A 17333-nucleotide genomic window follows, 5' to 3' on the forward strand; every position below is an offset into this window, starting at 1 on the left:
CAGGGTCAGATGATCGAGGTCTTGATGTCCTCGTCCACCAGCACCAATCCGTCGCCCAGCGAGTAGAGGGCATAGTCCTGGCCGTCGATGTGGCGGACCTCGCCGGTCGCCGAGGCATCGGCCAGCCCGACCTGATCGTCCGCGCCGCCCTTGACCATCAGCGTCTGGTCCGGTCCGGCCAGACGCGCCAGATCGTCGGCATCCAGCGTGAGCCTGCCCGGCGCCGAGCTCAGGTCGATGGCGCTGAAGTCGAAGTCGGACAGCACCTCCATGTCCACGTTGATGGTGGTCCCGCCCGTGTTGCGGATGTAGAGGGTGCTGGCTTCGTTCCCCGCGGCGTCCAGGTCGCGGACGATCAGGTAGCTGCCGTCCGGCACCGGGGTGTCGAAGGTGGCGAAGGAGCCCATGCTGCCACCCACATGCGTAAGCGTGGCGTCGATCTCGGTGGCCACCCCGCTGCCGTTGATGGAATAGAAGGTCAGGTCCCCCTCGGGCTGCGAGACCTGGATGCCGTTCAACTGGTTGCCGCTGCCGATATCGTTGATGATATGCGGCGCGTTCGGCGCCACGATATCGACCGAGAAGCCGAGGCCGCCACCGCTGTCGCCGATGGTGCCCGTGTTCCCGGCGGCGTCCACGGCCCGGACGGTATAGCTGAGGTTGCCTTCGGACAGGTCCGAGGCGCTCAGCTGCGCGGTCCAGTTGCTGCCGTTGACCGTGGCCTCGATCACCTTGCCGTTCGACAGCGTCAGCACGACCGATTGCGCGCCCGCCTCGACCTTGCCGCCGATGGTGACGCCCGCCGCGGCCTCGGCGGCGTTGATCGTGTCGTCGCCTGCGATGCTGCCCACCTGGGTCAGCGGCGAGACCACGGTGTCGACCTTGACGGTTTCGGTCAGGGTCGAGGTGTTGCCGACCGCATCGGTGGCGGTCATCGTCATCGCAACGCTGTTCTCGCCGGGCGGGATCTGGCCCGGCGGAACGGTGACCATCCAGCTGCCGTCGGCGGCGACGGTGGCCGCAAGCGGCGTGCCGCCGGGGCCGAACCTCACCATGACGGTCGAGCCGGGCTCCACCATGCCGGTGACGGTCAGGCCGTTGGCGGCCTCGGCCGCGTTCAGCACGTTGTCGGCGCCGGTGCTCAGCGTCAGGTGCTGGAAGGGCGAGACCTCGGTGTCGACCTTCAGGCTGTGGGTGGTGCTGGCGGTGTTGCCGGCCGCATCCGTCGCCGTGACCTGCACGGTCGAGACATAGGTGCCGGCCCGGTAGTCGCCCGCGCCGTAGCTGGCCGTCCAGTTGCCCGAGGCATCGGCGGTGACGGTGCGGGTCACGCCCTCGAACGTCACCTTGACGGTGGCGCCGGCTTCGGCGTGGCCGGTCAGCGTCAGGCCCGCGACGCGCTCGGCGCCCGAGACGATGTTGTCGCCGCCCGGTTGGCCCGGGTTGACCGAGACGCTGGTCTCGGTGTCCACCTGCACCACCCGCGTGGCGGTGGCGGTGTTGCCCACGGCGTCGGTCGCGGTCACGGTGGCGGTGGTCGGGTAGGTGCCCCCGGTGATCCCGGCGGCGGGGAAGGTGACGCTCCAGCTGCCATCCGCGGCGACGGTGGCCGGCAGGGTGGCGCCGTTCCAGGCCACCTGCACGGTGGCGCCGGGCTGCGCGGTGCCGGTCATGGTGACGCCCGCACCGGCCTCGGTGGCGTTGACCACGCCGTCGCCGGCAATCGCCGCCGGGGCGAAGGCCACGAAGGTGGTGGTGTCGACCCGGAAGGTATGGGTCGTGTCGGTGACGTTGCCCGCCGCATCGGTCGAGGTGGCGTTGATCGTGGCGTCGTATTCGCCCGCGGTCAGGGTGCCCGCGGCGAAGTTGACCGACCAGCTGCCGTCCGCCCCGGCCGTCACCACCTGCTGGATGCCCTGGATCGTGACCGTCAGCGTGGCGCCGGCGATGGAGGTGCCGGTGATCTGGAAGCCCGCCGCCGCCTCGCTGCCGTTGACGGTGTTGTCGGCCGTCACCGGATTGAAGCCGATCGGGTTCGGCACGGTATCGACCACCAGCACGTCGTTCAGCACGGTCTGGTTGCCCAGCGGGTCGGTCGCGGTGACGGTGAACGGCACCTCGTATTCGCCTGCCGGAACCTGGGTGGCCGGGAAGGTCACGCTCCAGCTGCCGTTCGAGCCGACGGTGGTGGTCTGGGTATAGTCGCCGACCTGGACGACGATCTTCGCGCCGGCCTCGCCCTCGCCGGCGATGGTCACGCCATTGGCGTATTCGACCAGGTTCTCGACATCGCCGGTGCTCTTGGCGCCTTGGGTGACCTCGACGTCCGGCGGGGTCAGGTCCAGCACGAAGGTCGGGCCGTCCAGCGTGGTCTCGGTGCCGTCGGGCTGCTCGAAGACCACTTCGGTCTCGTAGGTGCCGTCAACCGGCAGCTCGTCCTCGCCGAATTCGACGGCCCAGGTGCCGTCCTCGCCGATGATGGTTTCCTTGGTCTCGTCGCCGATGATCACGGTGACCTTGTCGCCCGGCTCGCCGGTGCCGGAGACGTCCAGCGTCTTGTCGTCGGTATTGGTGGTCACGGTATGCTTGGAGTCCGGCTCGTCCACGGTCGGCTGGGCGCGGCCGCCGTTGCCGCCGCCATCCCCGCCGCCGCCGCCGACCACGGCGCCGATCACGCCCAGGCCGGCCAGCGCCGCGCCGCCCGCGCCAAGGCCCAGCAGGCCGGGCACGAAGGCCGCCATGCCCGCCGGATCTTCGCTGACCGCACCCTGCGCCAGCGCAAGGTCGTCGCCGTTGCCGAAGCGCAGGTCATCCAGCGTCGAGAACTTGTCCCAGCCGTCGGCCGGGCCATAGGAGGCGATCAGGTGGCCGTTGCCCGCATCGGAGAACTCGACCGCGATGACCTCGCCGTTCTGCGACAGATACAGCTGGTTCGGCTCTCCGTTCTGGTTGAAATAGCCCGAAAGGACGATCTCGCGTCCGTCGATCAGCGTGACGACAAGGTCGCTTCCCCGCTGCTGGAATCCCGCGACGCTCTGCCGCGAAAGGTTGAGCGAGATCTCCTCGCCCGTCCCTAGCTGGACGAAGTTGCCACCGTCACCGGCAACGGAACCCCGCACCACACCGCCCGCAGAATCGCGGACGACGAAATCAATCGCCTTCACCATTTTACTGCTCCGCCTGTACCGCCGGGTCGTTGCCCGGCATATTGTAGTCAGGGCCTTGTTTGCCCCTATTTGGCCGGATGCTTACCTAGGTTTTGTCGTGATTTCTAGTGGGTATGCTGCGAATTGACACAAGTGGCCCGATTTTCCCCCCATTGTCGCCACAAGTGAGACTTTTCAGCCATGATTTCGCCGCAATTGCAACTATGGGTGGAATTGCAGGGGTTTAGCGCAAGCGGTTGCCTTCGGAGTCGAAATGGAAGGCCCGGCCGCCGTCGGGCGTCAGGTGCAGGGTTTCGTCCACCGCAAAGCCGTGTTCGCCGAACAGCCGCACCGTCAGAAGGCCATGCACCTCGCTGCGGACATAGACCAGCGTCTCGCCGCCCAGCTTCTCGACATGGCTGACCTTGCCCTCGATGGCGCCGGATGTGCGCGAGACGGCAAGATGCTCGGGGCGGATGCCCATGGTCTCGCCCCGCTGGCCCAAGGCGGCCGACTTCAGGAAGTTCATCTGCGGGCTGCCGATGAAGCCGGCGACGAAGGTGTTGGCCGGGTCGTTGTAGATCTCCATCGGCGCACCGACCTGCTCCACCCGGCCGGCGCGCAGGACGACGATGCGGTCGGCCAGCGTCATCGCCTCTACCTGATCGTGGGTGACGTAGATCATCGTCGCCGCCAGGTCGCGGTGCAGGCGGGCGATCTCGATCCGCGTCGCCACCCGCAGGGCGGCGTCCAGGTTGGACAGCGGCTCGTCGAAGAGGAACAGCTTCGGCCGCCGCACGATGGCCCGGCCGATGGCGACCCGCTGGCGCTGCCCGCCCGACAGCTCCGCCGGCCGCCGCTCCATCAGCGGCTCCAGCGCCAGCATCCCGGCGGCCTTGTCGGTGGCGGCCCTGATCTCTGCCTTGGCCACGCCCGCCTGTTTCAGCGCCAACCCCATGTTGTCGCGCACGGTCAGATGGGGGTAGAGCGCATAGCTCTGGAACACCATCGCCAGTTCGCGCTTGGCCGGGGCCACGTCGTTCACCCGCCTGCCGTCCAGCAGGATGTCGCCCGCGGTCGCATCCTCCAGCCCGGCAATGATCCGCAACAGGGTGGACTTGCCGCAGCCCGAGGGGCCGACGAAGACGCAGAACTCGCCCTCCTCGACGGTCAGGTCGACGCCCTTGATCACATCGGTGCTGCCGAAGGACTTGGTGACGGATTTCAGTTCCAGCGCGCCCATGCGGCCCTCACAGTTTGACGGGTTGGCCGGACCGGACGCTTTCGTCGGCGGCAAGGCAGATGGCAAGCGATTGCACGGCGTCTTCCATGTGGCGGGTCAGATCCAGGTCCTCGGCGATCGCCCGGGCCATGAAGCTCTGCTCGCGTTCGCACAGTTCCTGATGGCCGGGCTCGTCGGCCATGTTCAGGTCCTGGTCCGGCTGGCCGACGCGGTGGACGCGCAGCATCGAGGTCTTGGTATGGGTGTCGTGATCGTCGGACTTCGCGTTCTCCGGCATCCGTATGGAAACCGCGCCGTTGGGGCTGACCACGTCCTTCACGAAGAAGGCGGTATCGCTCATCATCGGGCCCCAGCCGGCCTCATACCAGCCGAGCGAGCCGTCCGCGAAGATCACCTGGAAATGGCCGTAGTTATACATGCCCGACGCGATCTCGTCGGACAGCCGCAGCCCCATGCCGCGCACCTCCACCGGCCTGGCATCGGTGATCTGGCACATGACATCGACGTAATGCACCCCGCAATCGACGATGGGCGGCGTGGTCTGCATCAGGGTCTTGTGGACCTCCCATGTGGGGCCGGAGGACTGCTGGTTCAGGTTCAGCCGGAAGACGTAAGGCCCGCCCAAGGCACGCGCCTCGGCGATCAGCCTTTGCCACGACGGATGGTGACGCAGGATATAGCCGACCACCAGTTTGCGCCCGTTCGCCTTGGCACAATCCACCACCCGGCGGGCATCGGCCACCGTGGTCGCCAAGGGCTTTTCCACGAAGACATGCGCCCCCGCCTCCATCGCCGCCACGGCGAAATCGGCATGGCTGTCGGAATAGGTCGAGACGTTCACCAGATCGGGTTTCAGCCTGTGCAGAGCCGCATGGAAGTCCGGCTCCACCGCATATCCCGCCAGCTCCGGGTCCAGCCGCGGGGTGGATCGGTTCACCAGCCCGACCAGATCGAAGGCCGGGTTGCGGTGATAGGCCAGCGCATGGCTGCGGCCCATGGTGCCCAGACCGGCAACAAGCGTTCGGATCATTTCACAGCCCCTGCGGTGATGCCGCGGATCAACTGCCGCGAAAAGATCAGGTAAAGCACCAGCACCGGAACGATGGCCAGCGATAGCGCCGCCAGCACCGCGTTCCAGTTGGTGACGAACTGCCCGATGAAGACCTGCGCCCCCAGCGTCACCGTCTTGGTGCTTTCGGCCGGGGCCAGGATCAGCGGGAACCACAGGTCGTTCCAGATCGGGATCATGGTGAAGACCGCCACCGTCGCCATCGCGGGGCGCACCAGCGGCAGCACCAGCGAAAAGAAGATGCGGTATTCCGACAGCCCGTCGATGCGCCCGGCGTTCTTCAGGTCGTCGGAGACCGACTTCATGAACTCCGACAGGATGAACACCGCCAGCGGCAGCCCCTGCGCGGTATAGACCAGGATCAGCGCGGTCAGCGTGTTCACCAGCCCGGAGGCCACCATGATCTCCAGGATCGCCACCGTGCCCAGCCGGATCGGGATCATGATGCCGAGCGCCAGATACAGCCCCATCAGCGTATTGCCGCGGAAGCGGTATTCGCTCAGCGCGAAGGCCGCCATGGCGCCGAACAGCAGCACGCAGAACAGGCTGACGCAGGTGACGATCAGGCTGTTCTGGAAATAGAGGAAGAAATCCCCCTGCTTCATCACCGTCTCGTAGCCCACCGGGTCGAAGGTGCCCGGCAAGGGCAGCGCCAAGGGATCGGCGAAGATCGCCTTCCTGCTCTTGAAGCTGTTGACCACGATCACGAAGACCGGGAACAGCGCTACAGCCGTATAGGCCAGCAGCACCGCATGGGCGGCGATGGTGCGGCCGGGGGACATCCGCGCGCTCATCAGAACTGATACCTCCGCAGCCGGGTCTGGATGCCGAACAGGTAGATGCAGACACCCACCAGGATGATGGCGAACATGGCGCCCGCGATGGCCGAGCCCATGTAGGGATCGCCCAGCTGCAACTGGAAGCCGAAGAAGGTGCGGTAGAGGAAGGTCCCCAGGATATCGGTCGAGAAATCCGGCCCGGCCAGCGCCCCCTGCGCCACGTAGATCAGGTCGAAGGCGTTGAAGTTGCCGACGAAGGTCAGCACCGAGATGATGCCGATGGAGGGCAGGATCAGGGGCAGCTTGATCTTCCAGAACTGGCTCATCCCGGTGATGCCGTCCATCTCGGCGGCCTCGATCACCTCGTCGGGGATCGACAGCAGGGCGGCGTAGATCAGCATCATCGGGATGCCGACGAACTGCCAGACCGAGACCAGCGCCAGCGCGGTCAGGGCGTATTCCTCTTTCCCCAGCCAGGGGGCGAACAGCGATTTCAGCCCCACCATGTCCAGCATCCCCGGCGCGATGCCCCAGATCGGCGACAGGATCAGTTTCCAGACGAAGCCGACGATGACGAAGCTCAGGATCGTGGGGATGAAGATCGCGGTGCGGTAGAAGGCCGCCATCCGCAGGCGCGGCGTCGACAGGATCGCCGCCAGCGCGATGCCGATCGGGTTCTGCACCAGCATGTGGATCAGGAAGAACCAGGCGTTGTTGCCGAGCGCGTTCCAGAACTGCTTCGACCACAAGGCATCGCCGAACAGCGTGGCGAAGTTGCGCAGGCCGACGAACATCCGCCCGCCCTGCCCGTCGGTGTTGAACAGCGACTGCAGCAGGGTGCCGAACAGCGGCACGATCATGATCGCGGTATAGACCGCCACCGCCGGGGCCAGAAACACGGCGATATGCCAGCGCACGGGCTTACGCGCAGCCATGCCTTCTCCCCTTTCATCTTGGCGGAAATACTCTCGGGGGGTCCGGGGGGCAGAAGGCCCCCCCGGCTCCTTCGGTTCAGATCACTTCTGCGGCTCATACCAGGAGGCCAGCCCCTCCTGCAGCCGCTTCGCCGCATCCTCCGGCGTCTCGGTGCCGCGGATGACGTTGGCGCTGGCGTTCCAGGTCTCGTTCTCCAGGTTCGGCGTGCCGCGCGACAGGATCTGGTAGGTGGAGCGGATCGTCGGCTGGCAGGTCTCGCGCCAGGAGACGAATTCCTGCGCCAGCGGATCTTCCATCGCCACCGGAGTGGAGTTGAGGCTGAAGAACCCCGGCAAGGCATTGGCATAAAGCGCCGCAAATTCAGGGCTGCCGACCCACTCCAGGAACACCTTGGCCGCCTCGGCGTTCGGCGACTTGGCGTTCATGCCCATGGCGATGTCAGTATGATCAGAGATGTAGCAGGTATCGCCCTCAGCGGCCACCGGAGGCGCAAATGCTCCCATCTTGAACCCGGCCTGGGTGTTGAAGACCGAAATCTCCCACGACCCCGCCGGATAGATCGCCGCGCGGCCGAGCGTGAACAGGTTCTGGCTGTCCGGGTAGGTCTGCGCCTCGAAGCCGTCGCCGAGATAGTCCTTCCAGCGCGCCAGCTCGGCATAGGGCTCCACCCATTGCGGGTCGGTAAGCTTCTGCTCGCCCTTGATCAGCGCCAGCCGGCCCTCTTCGCCCTTCCAGTAGTTCGGGCCGATGTTCTGGTAGCCCATGGTCGCGGCTTCCCACTGGTCGTTGGTGCCCATCGCCATCGGGATGTAGGTGCCGTCTTCCTTGATCTTGTCCAGCGCGGCGAAGAACGCGTCGCGGGTCTTCGGCACCTCGATCCCCAGTTCGGCGAAGGCGTCGGCATTGTAGATGAAGCCGTGGATCACCGATGCCATCGGCACGCAGAAGGTGGCGCTGCCGTCGTCGGTCTGCCAGGCCGATTTCGCCACCGGCGAGAAGTTGGCCATCGCACCCAGGTCGGTCAGGTCGGCCAGATGGCCCTGGTTGAACAGCTCCAGGCTGGCGTCGAACGGCCGGCAGGTGATCAGGTCGCCGGCCGAACCCGCGGCCAGCTTGGAGTTCAGCGCGGCGTTGTATTCCGCCGGGGCGGTCGGCGCGAAGACCACCTTGATGTCGGGATGCGCGGCCTCGAAGGCCGGGATCAGGGTGTCCTGCCAGATGGTCAGGTCGTCGTTGCGCCAGCTTTCGATGGTCAGCGTGGTCTCGGCCAGCGCCGGGCCTGCCAGCAGCGTGCCGGTCAGCAGCGCCACGCGATAGGTCTTGGTCATCTTTCTTCTCCCTGTTGCGGGCGTCGCTGCGCCCCTTCGCTTCACCGTTCCAGCCAGGGGGACAGATGCCCCCGGCTTTCCGTCAGATCCCCGGCCGCCTGCGCCGCCGGGCGCCCCCGCGCCACCAGCACCGCGGGCTTCACCGCGCCCGCCGTCGCCTCCAGCGCCGCGCGCGCCGTGCCGATGTCCGCCCCCGACAGCGCCGAGACGATCCGCGCCGCCCGGGCACGCAGCTTGGCGTTGTCGGCCACGACATTGACCATGTAGCCGTCATGCACATGGCCCAGCCTTATGCCGACCAGCACCGAGACCATGTTCAGCGCCGCCTTCTGCGCCGTCGCCGCACCCATCCGTGTCGATCCTGTCACGATTTCGGGTCCGGTTTCCAGCAGGACCGGCAGGTCCGCCGCCCGCAGCAGCGCCGAACCGGCGACATTGGCGATCCCCGCCACCTTGACCCCCGCCGCCCGGGCCAGCGCCGCCACCTCCAGCGTGTAGGGCGTGGTGCCGGAGGCCGAGAGGCACAGCGCCATGTCCCCCGCCTGCAGCCCGGCGGCGGCGAAATCCGCCTTGGCCAGCGCCGGATCGTCCTCCACCGCGCCGGTCATGTGCAGAAGCGCCGCCGTGCCGCCGGCGAACAGCATCGGCGTGCGGTCGGGCGGAATGCCGAAGGTGCCGGCCAGTTCCAGGCAATCCGACAGCGCCATCAGCCCCGAGGACCCGGCGCCGACATAGGCCAGCCTGCCGCCCGCCCGCAGAACCTCGGCCGCGGCCTCCGCAACCTGTTGCAATGAGGGAATCGCCGGGCGCACGGCCTCCAGCGCCGCCGCCTGCGCGTCCAGCAGCCGGGCCAGCACCTCGGCCCCGCCGGCGGCATGGAGCCCGGCCGATCCCGGATGGCGCGCTTCTGTCGACCCTTCGGCCATCTGATTCCCCCTCGTCTCCGGTATCTAATGCCAAAATAATACCACTTGTAAAGCATCCATTGCAAAAGCCGTAAATTTTGCCGGGTCAGGCAGGCTTTCCAAGGTATCTCTTGCAAATGGTATTATCTTGGTATCATCATGCGCCGCAGAGGAGTCGCCATGGGCCTGATCATCGGAGTGGACGGAGGGGGAAGCGGCTGCCGCGTCGCCGTGGCGGATGCGGCCGGCACCGTGCTGGCCCGCGCCGAGGGCGGCCCGGCCAATATCGCCACCGATCCCGAAGGCGCGCTGCGGTCGATCCTGGCCTGCGCAGAGACGGCGTTCCATCAGGCCGCCGGCTCCTCGGCCCGGATGGGCGAGGTCCGCGCCGGGCTGGGGCTGGCCGGGGCCAATGCCGCCGGCGCCGCCGAGCGGCTGACCGCCGCCCTGCCCTTCGCCCGCTGCCGGGTCGAGACCGACGCGATGACCGCCGCCCGCGGCGCCTTGGGCGCCGAGGACGGCATCCTCGCCGCCATCGGCACCGGCTCGGTCTTCGTGCGCCAGCAGGGCGGTCAACTGCGGCAGTTCGGCGGCTGGGGCATCGTCCTCGGCGACGAAGGCTCCGGCGCCAGCCTCGGCCGCGCCGCCCTGCGCCGCGCCCTGCGGGCCGCCGAGGGCTTCGTGCCGATGACCGGCTACCTGTCAGCCCTGATCGCCCGCTTCGGCGGGGCCGAAGGCGTGATCGCCTTCTCGCTGTCCGCCCGGCCCTCGGAGTTCGCGCAACTCGCGCCGGAGATCACCGCCTCGGACGATCCGGCCTGCCGGGCGATCTGGGCCGAAAACGTCTCTGACATTGCCGGAATGCTCACCTCTCTCGGCGCTCCCGCCCTTCCCGTCACCTTCGCCGGCGGGCTGGCCGCGGCCTGTGCCGCCGCCCTGCCCGACATCCCGCAGCGCCCCGCCAAGGGCACCTCGCTGGACGGCGCGCTGATGCTGGCGCGGGGGTTGTGATGGAGCAGCTGTTCAGCCCGGAAGGCTTCGACGACCCCGGCTCCGGCCCGCTTTACCTGCAACTGCAGCGCCGCATCGCGGAGGCCATCGCCTCCGGCCGGCTCTCCCCCGGCGACAGCCTGCCGGCCGAGCGCGACATGGCGGCGATGACCGGCCTGTCCCGCGTCACCGTCCGCAACGCCATCCAGGCGCTGGTTGCCGGGGGCCAGCTGGTGCAGCGCCGCGGCTCCGGCACCTTCGTCGCCCAGAAGGTCGAGCGGCTGGAACAGGCCCTGTCGCTGCTGACCTCCTTCACCGAGGACATGGCCCGCCGCGGCCGGACCGTCGATTCGCACTGGCTCTCCCGCCGCATCGACGCCCCCGCGCCCGAGGAGGTGATGGCCCTCGGCCTCGGCGGCGAGGAGCGGGTGGCGCGACTGGAGCGGGTCCGCCGCTCCGACGGCGTGCCGCTGGCGATCGAGCGCGCCTCGATCCCGGCCTCGATCCTGCCCGATCCCGCAGCGGTGGAAGGCTCGCTCTACCTGGCGCTGGAAAAGCTGGGCAGCCGCCCGGTCCGCGCCGTCCAGCGCATCTCGGCCGCCAATCTCGGCCCGCGCGACGCCGACCTGCTGGGCGTCACGCCGGGCGTGGCGGGGCTGAAGATCGAGCGGATCGGCTATCTGGCATCGGGGCGGGTGGTGGAATTCACCCGCTCGCTCTATCGCGGCGATGCCTATGATTTCGCCGTGGAACTGAAGCTTTCACCGGAAGGACAGGCAAGATGACCTCGCAGATGGCCCGCGAAGTGGCCGAGATTCCGCAGGCCGCCCGGCGCTTCCTGGACCTCTCCGCCGGCCCGCTGCGCGAGGCGGCGGGGGCGCTGCGGCAAGCCGAGCCGCGGATGCTGCTGACGGTGGCGCGCGGATCGTCGGACCATGCCGCGACCGTCCTGAAATATGCGGCGGAGATGCTGGCGGGCATCCCGGTGGCTTCCATCGGCCCCTCGGTCGCCTCGATCTACGGCCGGCCGCTGGCGCTGGCGGGGGCGGGCTGCATCGGCATCTCGCAATCCGGGCAAAGCCCCGACATCGTGCAGATGATGCAGGCGGCGCGGCAGGGCGGCGCGCTGACGGTGGCGATCACCAACCACGGCGAAAGCCCACTGGCCGCGGCCGCGGCGCATTGCCTGCCGCTGCAGGCGGGGGCGGAGACGGCGGTTGCGGCGACCAAGACCTTCGTCTGCTCGGTGCTGGCCGGGCTGGCGCTGCTGGCGGAATGGCGGCAGGACCGGGCCTTGCAGGAGGCCGTTGCCGCGACGCCGGAGGCGATGGAGCGGGCGCTGGCGCTGGACTGGTCGCCGCTGTCGGCCCGGCTGGCGCGGGCGCAATCGGCCTATGTGCTGGGGCGCGGCCCCGCCATCGGCATAGCCGCCGAGGCGGCGCTGAAGCTGAAGGAGACCTGCGGGCTGCACGCCGAGGGCTTCTCCGCCGCCGAGGTGCTGCACGGCCCCGCTGCCATCGTCCATTCCGGCTTTCCGGTGCTGGCGCTGGCGGTGGATGACGAGGCCCTGCCGCATGTGGTGCAGACCGCCGAGCGACTTGCGGCGCAGGGGGCGGATGTCTTCCTGACCGGGGCGCAGGCGAAGGGCGCGGTCACGCTGCCCGGGGTGGACGGGGTGCACCCGCTGCTGGCGCCGCTGGTGCTGGCGGTGGCGTTTTATGCCTTCGTAGAGACGCTTTCGCGCCGCCGCGGCTTCGACCCCGATACCCCGCCGCATCTGCGCAAGGTGACGGAGACCTTGTGATGACCACCTACACCGGCGCCATAGTCTATGACGGAACCCGCCTGCGGGAGGGCGGGCTTTCCGTGGCCGGGGGCCATGTCGCCGACACCGACGCCGGCCCGGTGGAGCGGCTGGAGGGCGGCTGGCTGCTGCCCGGTCTCCTGGACCTGCAGGTGAACGGCGGCGGCGGGCATCAGGTCTCGGGCGCGACCACGGCGGCCGACTTGGCGATGATGTGCCGGGTCCATGAGCGGCTGGGGACGACCGGCATCCTGCCGACGCTGATCACCGACACGCCGGAGGCGACGGCGGCGGTTCTGGCTGCCGGAGTCGAGGCGGCAGCGGTGCCGGGCTTCCTCGGCCTGCATCTGGAAGGCCCGCATCTCGACCCGCGCCGCAAGGGCGCGCACGACCCGACGCTGATCCGGCCGATGACGGATACGGACCTGAATCGTCTCTGCGAAGGCGCAAAAGCGCTGCCCTCGCTGCTGGTAACGCTGGCGCCGGAGAGCGTGACGGCAGCGCAGATCGCCGCGCTGGCGGCGGCGGGGGTGGTGGTCAGCCTCGGCCACAGCGACTGCGGCCTTGCCACGGCGCAGGCGGCCTTCGCGGCGGGTGCTTCCTGCGTGACTCACCTGTTCAACGCCATGAGCCAGCTCGGCAACCGCGAGCCCGGGCTGGCCGGCGCGGCGCTGACCGGCGCGCCGTTCTGCGGACTGATCGCCGACGGCATCCATGTCGCGCCCGAGGCCATGCGCATCGCCATGGCGGCGGCTCCGGGGCGGCTGTTCCTCGTCTCCGACTGCATGGCCCCCGCCGGCACCGTTGTGACCGAGTTCACCCTCGGCACCCGCCGCATCCTGCGCCGGGACGGACGGCTGACGCTGGAGGACGGCACGCTGGCCGGGGCCGACCTGACCCTGCCGCAGGCCATTCGCACCATGGTGGAGCGGGTGGGCGCCGCGCCGGAAGTGGCCTTCGCCATGGCCACCTCGCGCCCCGCCGCCTGCCTGCGCCGCAGCGACATCGGCCATCTGCGGCCGGGCGGCCGGGCGGATTTCGTCCATCTCGGCCCGGACTTCACCCTGCGCGGGGTCTGGCGGGCGGGACAGCGCGTCCGCTGACTTCCGCCTTTACAGAGCCGGTTTTCTCCGGCTTACCTCTGTCATGGCCGGACAGACCGATACCCTCATCACCGCGATCATGGACTGGATCGACATCGGCCGCCTGAACCCCGGCGACCCGATCGACGAGGCCGCGCTGGCCGCCGAGTTCGGCACCTCGCGCACCCCGGTCCGCGAGGCGATCCTGAAGCTGGAGGCGATGGGGCTGATCCGCCGCCACCCGCGCAAGGGTGCGACGCTGTTCCGGCCGACGCTGGAGGAGTTCCTCGCCATCCTCGAAGTCCACGCAAGGCTGGAGGGGCAGGCCGCCGGCCTTGCCGCCCGCCGGCTGTCGAAAAGCGGGGCCGAGGCGCTGGAGGCAATCGTCGCGCGCTGCGAGGACCATGCGGCGCGGCATGGCGACGGCAACCCGGACGGCTATTACCAGCTGAACCTGCGGTTCCACGAGACGGTTGCGGTGGCAGCGGGCAACCCGTTCCTGACCGAGATGATCAAGACCAATGCCCGCAAGCTGCTGGCCTATTACCGCGCGCGCTATCGCTATGCCGGGGCCATCGCGGCCTCGGCGGCCGAGCATCGGGCGCTGGCCCGGCTGATGCTGGACCGCGACTCGGCGGGCGCCGAGGCGATGATGCAGCGGCATGTGCAGTTCGACCAGATCACCGCGATGGACCTGCTGGCGGCGCTGTCCTAGGCGCGCTCGAAGAAATCCACGATGCGCTGCGCCATGCGTTCGGTCTCCGCGGGCCGGTTTAGTGACGCTTTTGCCCGCACCGCGACCTCGGGCGGCAGCTTGTCCTGATATTCCTCGACCAGCGCCTTGGCGAAATCCTCGGTGATCTCGGGGTGGTATTGCGTCGTCAGCACCCGCGGGCCGATGCGGTAGGCGCCGAAGGGGCAGTCCGCATTGCCGCCCAAGGGTTCCGCCCCCTCGGGCAGTTCGGTCACCTGCTCGACATGGGCGGCATAGAGCCGGATCGGCGCGCCTTCCATCTCGGTCTCGGCCAGCCCGAAGACCCAGCCGCCGGGATTGCGCTCCACCTTGCCGCCCAGGGCCTTGGCGATGGCCTGATGGCCGAAGCAGGCGCCGAACAGGGGCTGGTCGCAGTCCCTTATCTCGCGAATCACCTGCATCAGCCGGTGCACCCAAGCCTGATCGTCATGGACAGAGGCCGGGCTGCCGGTGATGATGAAACCGTCGTAGTCCGACAGGTCCGCAGGAAACGCGCCATCCTTCACCGCGATGGTGGTGAAGCGCCAGTCGGGCCGCAAGGACCCGAGAAGACGGGCGAATTTCTCGCCGTCCTTGGGATGCCTCTGCGCAAAATCGCTTTCGTCCGTGTTTGCCATCAGGATCGCGATATGCATGGTCTGCGGCCTTTACATATTTATGAACACGTTTAGTATATTTATAACTCAGCTTCAGGCAAGGGAGTGGCGCATGACGGTCTGGACCCCCACCGACGACGGTTTCGCCGACCTTTCCAGCCACGACACCTTCCTGAACGGCCCGCCGCACAACACCTTCGCCCGCCTGCGCCGCGAGGACCCGATGAGCTGGACCGAATATCCGCAGGGGCAGGGCTTCTGGTCTGTCACCCGCCACGCCGACATCCTGGAACTGAACGGCAAGCCGGACCTGCTGTCCAGCGCCCGCGGCATCCGGATGGAAGACCAGACCTACGAGGAATACCTGGCCCGCCGCACCTTCCAGGAAACCGACGCGCCGGAGCACATGAAGACCCGGGTCAAGGTGGCGAAGGCGTTCTCGAAGCCCGTAATCGCGCAGTTCGAGGGCATCATCCGCGACCTCTGCGGCCCGATCCTGGATGCGGCGCTGGAGAAGGGCACCTTCGACGCCACCAAGGAGATCGCCCGGCAACTGCCGATGCGGATGCTGGGCCGGATCGTCGGCCTGCCGGACGAGGACCTGCCCTGGCTGGTGGAGAAGGGCGATGCGCTGATCGCCAATACCGACCCGGACTTCACCCAGCACGTCCTCGACAAGATGACCACCGACGAATTCCGCATGATGCCGTTCAACTCGCCGGCCGGGGCGGAGTTGTTCGTCTATGCCAAGGACCTGATGCGGAAGAAGGCCGAGGCCGGCGATACCTCGGGCGTGCTGCACCTGATCCTGCAGCCGGGGCCGGACGGATCGGTCCTGCCGGAGCACGAGTTCCGCAACTTCTTCTGTCTGCTGGTCGCGGCGGGCAACGACACCACCCGCTATTCCATCGCCGCAGGGATACAGGCGCTGTGCCACCAGCCGGAACTCCTGGGCCGGATCCAGCGCGGCGAGGTGACCGAGACCATGGCGGACGAGATCATCCGCTGGGCCAGCCCCACCACCTATTTCCGCCGCACCGTCACCCGGGACTTCGACTATCACGGCAAGCAGGTGAAGGAAGGCGACAAGGTGATCTACTGGTTCGCCAGCGGCAACCGGGACGAAACCGCCTTCGCAGAGCCTTTCCGGCTGGACCTGGGCCGCACCCCGAACCGCCATGTCTCCTTCGGGCAGGGCGGGCCGCATGTCTGCCTGGGGATGTGGCTGGCGCGGCTGGAGGTGCGGGTGCTGTTCGAGGAGCTTGCCAAACGCATCCGCGCCATCGAACCTGCCGGACAACAGAAGTTCCTGCGGTCGAACTTCATCGGCGGCATCAAGGAATTGCCCGTCAGGGTCACGCTTCAATAAGCGGCGCAAGACCGCACACCAGGGAGATGCCACATGTCCGAGCGCCTGCGCGCGATGTTCTGCGATCATCTGTCGATCATGCGGGGGAAATATCTGCCCGCGTCGAAGATGAGAGATGACGAAAGCCGCTTCGCCCAGCCGAATTTCAGCGTGCATTACGACAAGGACCTGCTGCTGGAGGCGCCGGGGACGAAATGCCTGGAGGGCCTGCCCGACATGGCGCTGCGCTGGAAGGCCGAGGAGATCCGGCCCGGCTGGGAGCCGGCGACCAAGGTGGTGCTGGGGGACCTGTATCAGGGCGATGGCACGCCGCTGCCTTTGTGCCCGCGCGGGGCGCTGAAGCGGGCGGTGGCGGCCTGGGCCCGGCACGGGCTGACCCCGAAGGTGGGGATCGAGCTGGAGGCCTATGCCTTCACCCGCAACGAAGACGGCAAGATCGTGCCCTACGACAACCCGGGCGGGGTGGTCTACGGCACCGGCAATTTCACCGATCCGCGCCGGTTCTGTGACGCGATCTGGAACAAGGCGCATGAGATCGGCCTGCCCTTGGACCTGATCACCGCCGAATACGACACCCCGCAGTTCGAATTCACCCTGACCTTCGACACCGCGGTGGAGCATGTCGATACCGTGGTGCTGTTCCGGCAGATGGCGCGCGAGATCGCGCTTGACCACGGGGTGATCCTGTCCTTCCTGCCGAAGCCGATCCCGGGCAAGGGCGGCTCGGGCCTGCATGTGAACCTGTCCTTCACCGACCGCAACGGCCAGAACGCGCTGGCCAAGGGCGAAAGGGGCGACCCGGACGACCTCAGCGATCTGGCGCATGGCTGCATCGCCGGCTGGATGCGGCACCACAAGGCGATTGCCGGGCTGACGGCGCCGAACGCGCTGTCCTATGCCCGGCTGCAACCGGCCAGCCTGTCGGGCTACTGGTGCAACTGGGGCGGCGACAACCGCAACGTCACCGTGCGGGTCAGCGCCGAGGGCGGCAAGAAGGCGCGGCTGGAACACCGGATGCCCGACGCCGCCGCCAATCCCTATACCACGGTGGCGACGATCCTTCAGGCGGCGCTGCTGGGATACGAAGGCAGATACGACCTGCCGCCGAAGGAGACCGGCGACGGCTTCACCGGCAACGATGCCGGCCATGGCGTGGCGGCCTCACTGGCCGAGGCCATCGACGACCTGGCCGCCGACACCGCACTTTCCGCCGCGGTCGGGCAGGGGCTGGTCGACAACCACATCTTCATGAAGCGCGCCGAGGTCGAGAAGACCGCGGCGCTGGAGGGCGACGCCCTGCGCGACTGGTATATCTGGTATCTCTGAGGACGC

Annotated in this window: 15 protein-coding genes; 7 read left to right on the plus strand and 8 right to left on the minus strand. The window is 68.2% G+C overall.

What is annotated here, in order from left to right:
- Positions 1–5: 5 nt before the first annotated feature.
- The 7 genes from G5B31_RS02570 to G5B31_RS02600 all read right to left on the minus strand — a co-directional run bounded on the left by G5B31_RS02570 (position 6) and on the right by G5B31_RS02600 (position 9427).
- Positions 6–3167 carry an Ig-like domain-containing protein gene (locus G5B31_RS02570; RefSeq protein WP_165013456.1) on the minus strand — a complete coding sequence of 1054 codons (3162 nt, stop codon included), beginning with the start codon at positions 3165–3167 and terminating at the stop codon, positions 6–8.
- Positions 3168–3390: 223 nt separating this feature from the next.
- Complete coding sequence (locus G5B31_RS02575) at positions 3391–4389, minus strand: ABC transporter ATP-binding protein (RefSeq protein WP_165013458.1); 999 nt, start codon at positions 4387–4389, stop codon at positions 3391–3393.
- Between the two features lie 7 nt (positions 4390–4396).
- Complete coding sequence (locus G5B31_RS02580; RefSeq protein ID WP_205911766.1) at positions 4397–5419, minus strand: Gfo/Idh/MocA family protein; 1023 nt, start codon at positions 5417–5419, stop codon at positions 4397–4399.
- A complete protein-coding gene (locus tag G5B31_RS02585; RefSeq protein WP_394352107.1) occupies positions 5416–6252 on the minus strand; it encodes a carbohydrate ABC transporter permease in 837 nt (278 codons plus the stop codon). The genes G5B31_RS02580 and G5B31_RS02585 overlap by 4 nt, the downstream gene beginning before the upstream one ends.
- Entirely contained in the window at positions 6252–7172 is a 921-nt protein-coding gene (locus G5B31_RS02590; RefSeq protein ID WP_165013460.1) for a carbohydrate ABC transporter permease, read from the minus strand. Before G5B31_RS02590 ends, G5B31_RS02585 begins: the two co-directional genes overlap by 1 nt.
- 81 nt (positions 7173–7253) lie before the next feature.
- Positions 7254–8501 carry an ABC transporter substrate-binding protein gene (locus G5B31_RS02595; protein ID WP_165013462.1) on the minus strand — a complete coding sequence of 416 codons (1248 nt, stop codon included), beginning with the start codon at positions 8499–8501 and terminating at the stop codon, positions 7254–7256.
- A gap of 41 nt (positions 8502–8542) precedes the next feature.
- Complete coding sequence (locus G5B31_RS02600; RefSeq protein WP_165013464.1) at positions 8543–9427, minus strand: N-acetylmuramic acid 6-phosphate etherase; 885 nt, start codon at positions 9425–9427, stop codon at positions 8543–8545.
- 159 nt (positions 9428–9586) lie between these two features.
- Here G5B31_RS02600 and G5B31_RS02605 point away from each other — a divergent pair, with 159 nt between their 5' ends.
- From G5B31_RS02605 to G5B31_RS02625, 5 genes are read left to right on the plus strand one after another with little or no spacing between them, the layout of a single operon-like run.
- Complete coding sequence (locus tag G5B31_RS02605) at positions 9587–10417, plus strand: BadF/BadG/BcrA/BcrD ATPase family protein (protein ID WP_165013466.1); 831 nt, start codon at positions 9587–9589, stop codon at positions 10415–10417.
- Positions 10417–11181 carry a GntR family transcriptional regulator gene (locus G5B31_RS02610; RefSeq protein WP_165013468.1) on the plus strand — a complete coding sequence of 255 codons (765 nt, stop codon included), beginning with the start codon at positions 10417–10419 and terminating at the stop codon, positions 11179–11181. The genes G5B31_RS02605 and G5B31_RS02610 overlap by 1 nt, the downstream gene beginning before the upstream one ends.
- Positions 11178–12200, plus strand: coding sequence for an SIS domain-containing protein (locus tag G5B31_RS02615; RefSeq protein WP_165013470.1), 1023 nt, complete (start codon positions 11178–11180; stop codon positions 12198–12200). The genes G5B31_RS02610 and G5B31_RS02615 overlap by 4 nt, the downstream gene beginning before the upstream one ends.
- Positions 12197–13303: an N-acetylglucosamine-6-phosphate deacetylase gene (gene nagA / locus G5B31_RS02620; RefSeq protein ID WP_394352108.1), complete on the plus strand. Its 1107-nt coding sequence runs from the start codon at positions 12197–12199 to the stop codon at positions 13301–13303. The genes G5B31_RS02615 and nagA overlap by 4 nt, the downstream gene beginning before the upstream one ends.
- Positions 13304–13346: 43 nt before the next feature.
- Positions 13347–13997, plus strand: a complete 651-nt coding sequence (locus G5B31_RS02625) for a GntR family transcriptional regulator (RefSeq protein ID WP_165013474.1) — start codon at positions 13347–13349, stop codon at positions 13995–13997.
- Here G5B31_RS02625 and G5B31_RS02630 read toward each other — a convergent pair.
- A complete protein-coding gene (locus G5B31_RS02630; protein ID WP_240904239.1) occupies positions 13994–14653 on the minus strand; it encodes a type 1 glutamine amidotransferase in 660 nt (219 codons plus the stop codon). The genes G5B31_RS02625 and G5B31_RS02630 overlap by 4 nt on opposite strands.
- Positions 14654–14744: 91 nt before the next feature.
- Between G5B31_RS02630 and G5B31_RS02635 the strand changes: the two genes are divergently transcribed.
- Positions 14745–16001, plus strand: coding sequence for a cytochrome P450 (locus tag G5B31_RS02635; protein WP_165013478.1), 1257 nt, complete (start codon positions 14745–14747; stop codon positions 15999–16001).
- Positions 16002–16034: 33 nt separating this feature from the next.
- Complete coding sequence (locus tag G5B31_RS02640; protein WP_165013480.1) at positions 16035–17327, plus strand: glutamine synthetase family protein; 1293 nt, start codon at positions 16035–16037, stop codon at positions 17325–17327.
- Positions 17328–17333 lie beyond the last annotated feature (6 nt).

This window comes from Rhodobacter sp. SGA-6-6 (assembly GCF_011043545.1).
GTDB lineage: Bacteria > Pseudomonadota > Alphaproteobacteria > Rhodobacterales > Rhodobacteraceae > Pseudogemmobacter.

Excerpts from the sequence above, each read along its gene's own strand:
- G5B31_RS02570 (WP_165013456.1), bottom strand. The coding sequence starts at position 3,167 with ATGGTGAAGGCGATTGATTTCGTCGTCCGCGATTCTGCGGGCGGTGTG.
- G5B31_RS02575 (WP_165013458.1), bottom strand. The coding sequence starts at position 4,389 with ATGGGCGCGCTGGAACTGAAATCCGTCACCAAGTCCTTCGGCAGCACC.
- G5B31_RS02580 (WP_205911766.1), bottom strand. The coding sequence starts at position 5,419 with ATGATCCGAACGCTTGTTGCCGGTCTGGGCACCATGGGCCGCAGCCAT.
- G5B31_RS02585 (WP_394352107.1), bottom strand. The coding sequence starts at position 6,252 with ATGAGCGCGCGGATGTCCCCCGGCCGCACCATCGCCGCCCATGCGGTG.
- G5B31_RS02590 (WP_165013460.1), bottom strand. The coding sequence starts at position 7,172 with ATGGCTGCGCGTAAGCCCGTGCGCTGGCATATCGCCGTGTTTCTGGCC.
- G5B31_RS02595 (WP_165013462.1), bottom strand. The coding sequence starts at position 8,501 with ATGACCAAGACCTATCGCGTGGCGCTGCTGACCGGCACGCTGCTGGCA.
- G5B31_RS02600 (WP_165013464.1), bottom strand. The coding sequence starts at position 9,427 with ATGGCCGAAGGGTCGACAGAAGCGCGCCATCCGGGATCGGCCGGGCTC.
- G5B31_RS02605 (WP_165013466.1), top strand. The coding sequence starts at position 9,587 with ATGGGCCTGATCATCGGAGTGGACGGAGGGGGAAGCGGCTGCCGCGTC.
- G5B31_RS02610 (WP_165013468.1), top strand. The coding sequence starts at position 10,417 with ATGGAGCAGCTGTTCAGCCCGGAAGGCTTCGACGACCCCGGCTCCGGC.
- G5B31_RS02615 (WP_165013470.1), top strand. The coding sequence starts at position 11,178 with ATGACCTCGCAGATGGCCCGCGAAGTGGCCGAGATTCCGCAGGCCGCC.
- G5B31_RS02625 (WP_165013474.1), top strand. The coding sequence starts at position 13,347 with ATGGCCGGACAGACCGATACCCTCATCACCGCGATCATGGACTGGATC.
- G5B31_RS02630 (WP_240904239.1), bottom strand. The coding sequence starts at position 14,653 with ATGGCAAACACGGACGAAAGCGATTTTGCGCAGAGGCATCCCAAGGAC.
- G5B31_RS02635 (WP_165013478.1), top strand. The coding sequence starts at position 14,745 with ATGACGGTCTGGACCCCCACCGACGACGGTTTCGCCGACCTTTCCAGC.
- G5B31_RS02640 (WP_165013480.1), top strand. The coding sequence starts at position 16,035 with ATGTCCGAGCGCCTGCGCGCGATGTTCTGCGATCATCTGTCGATCATG.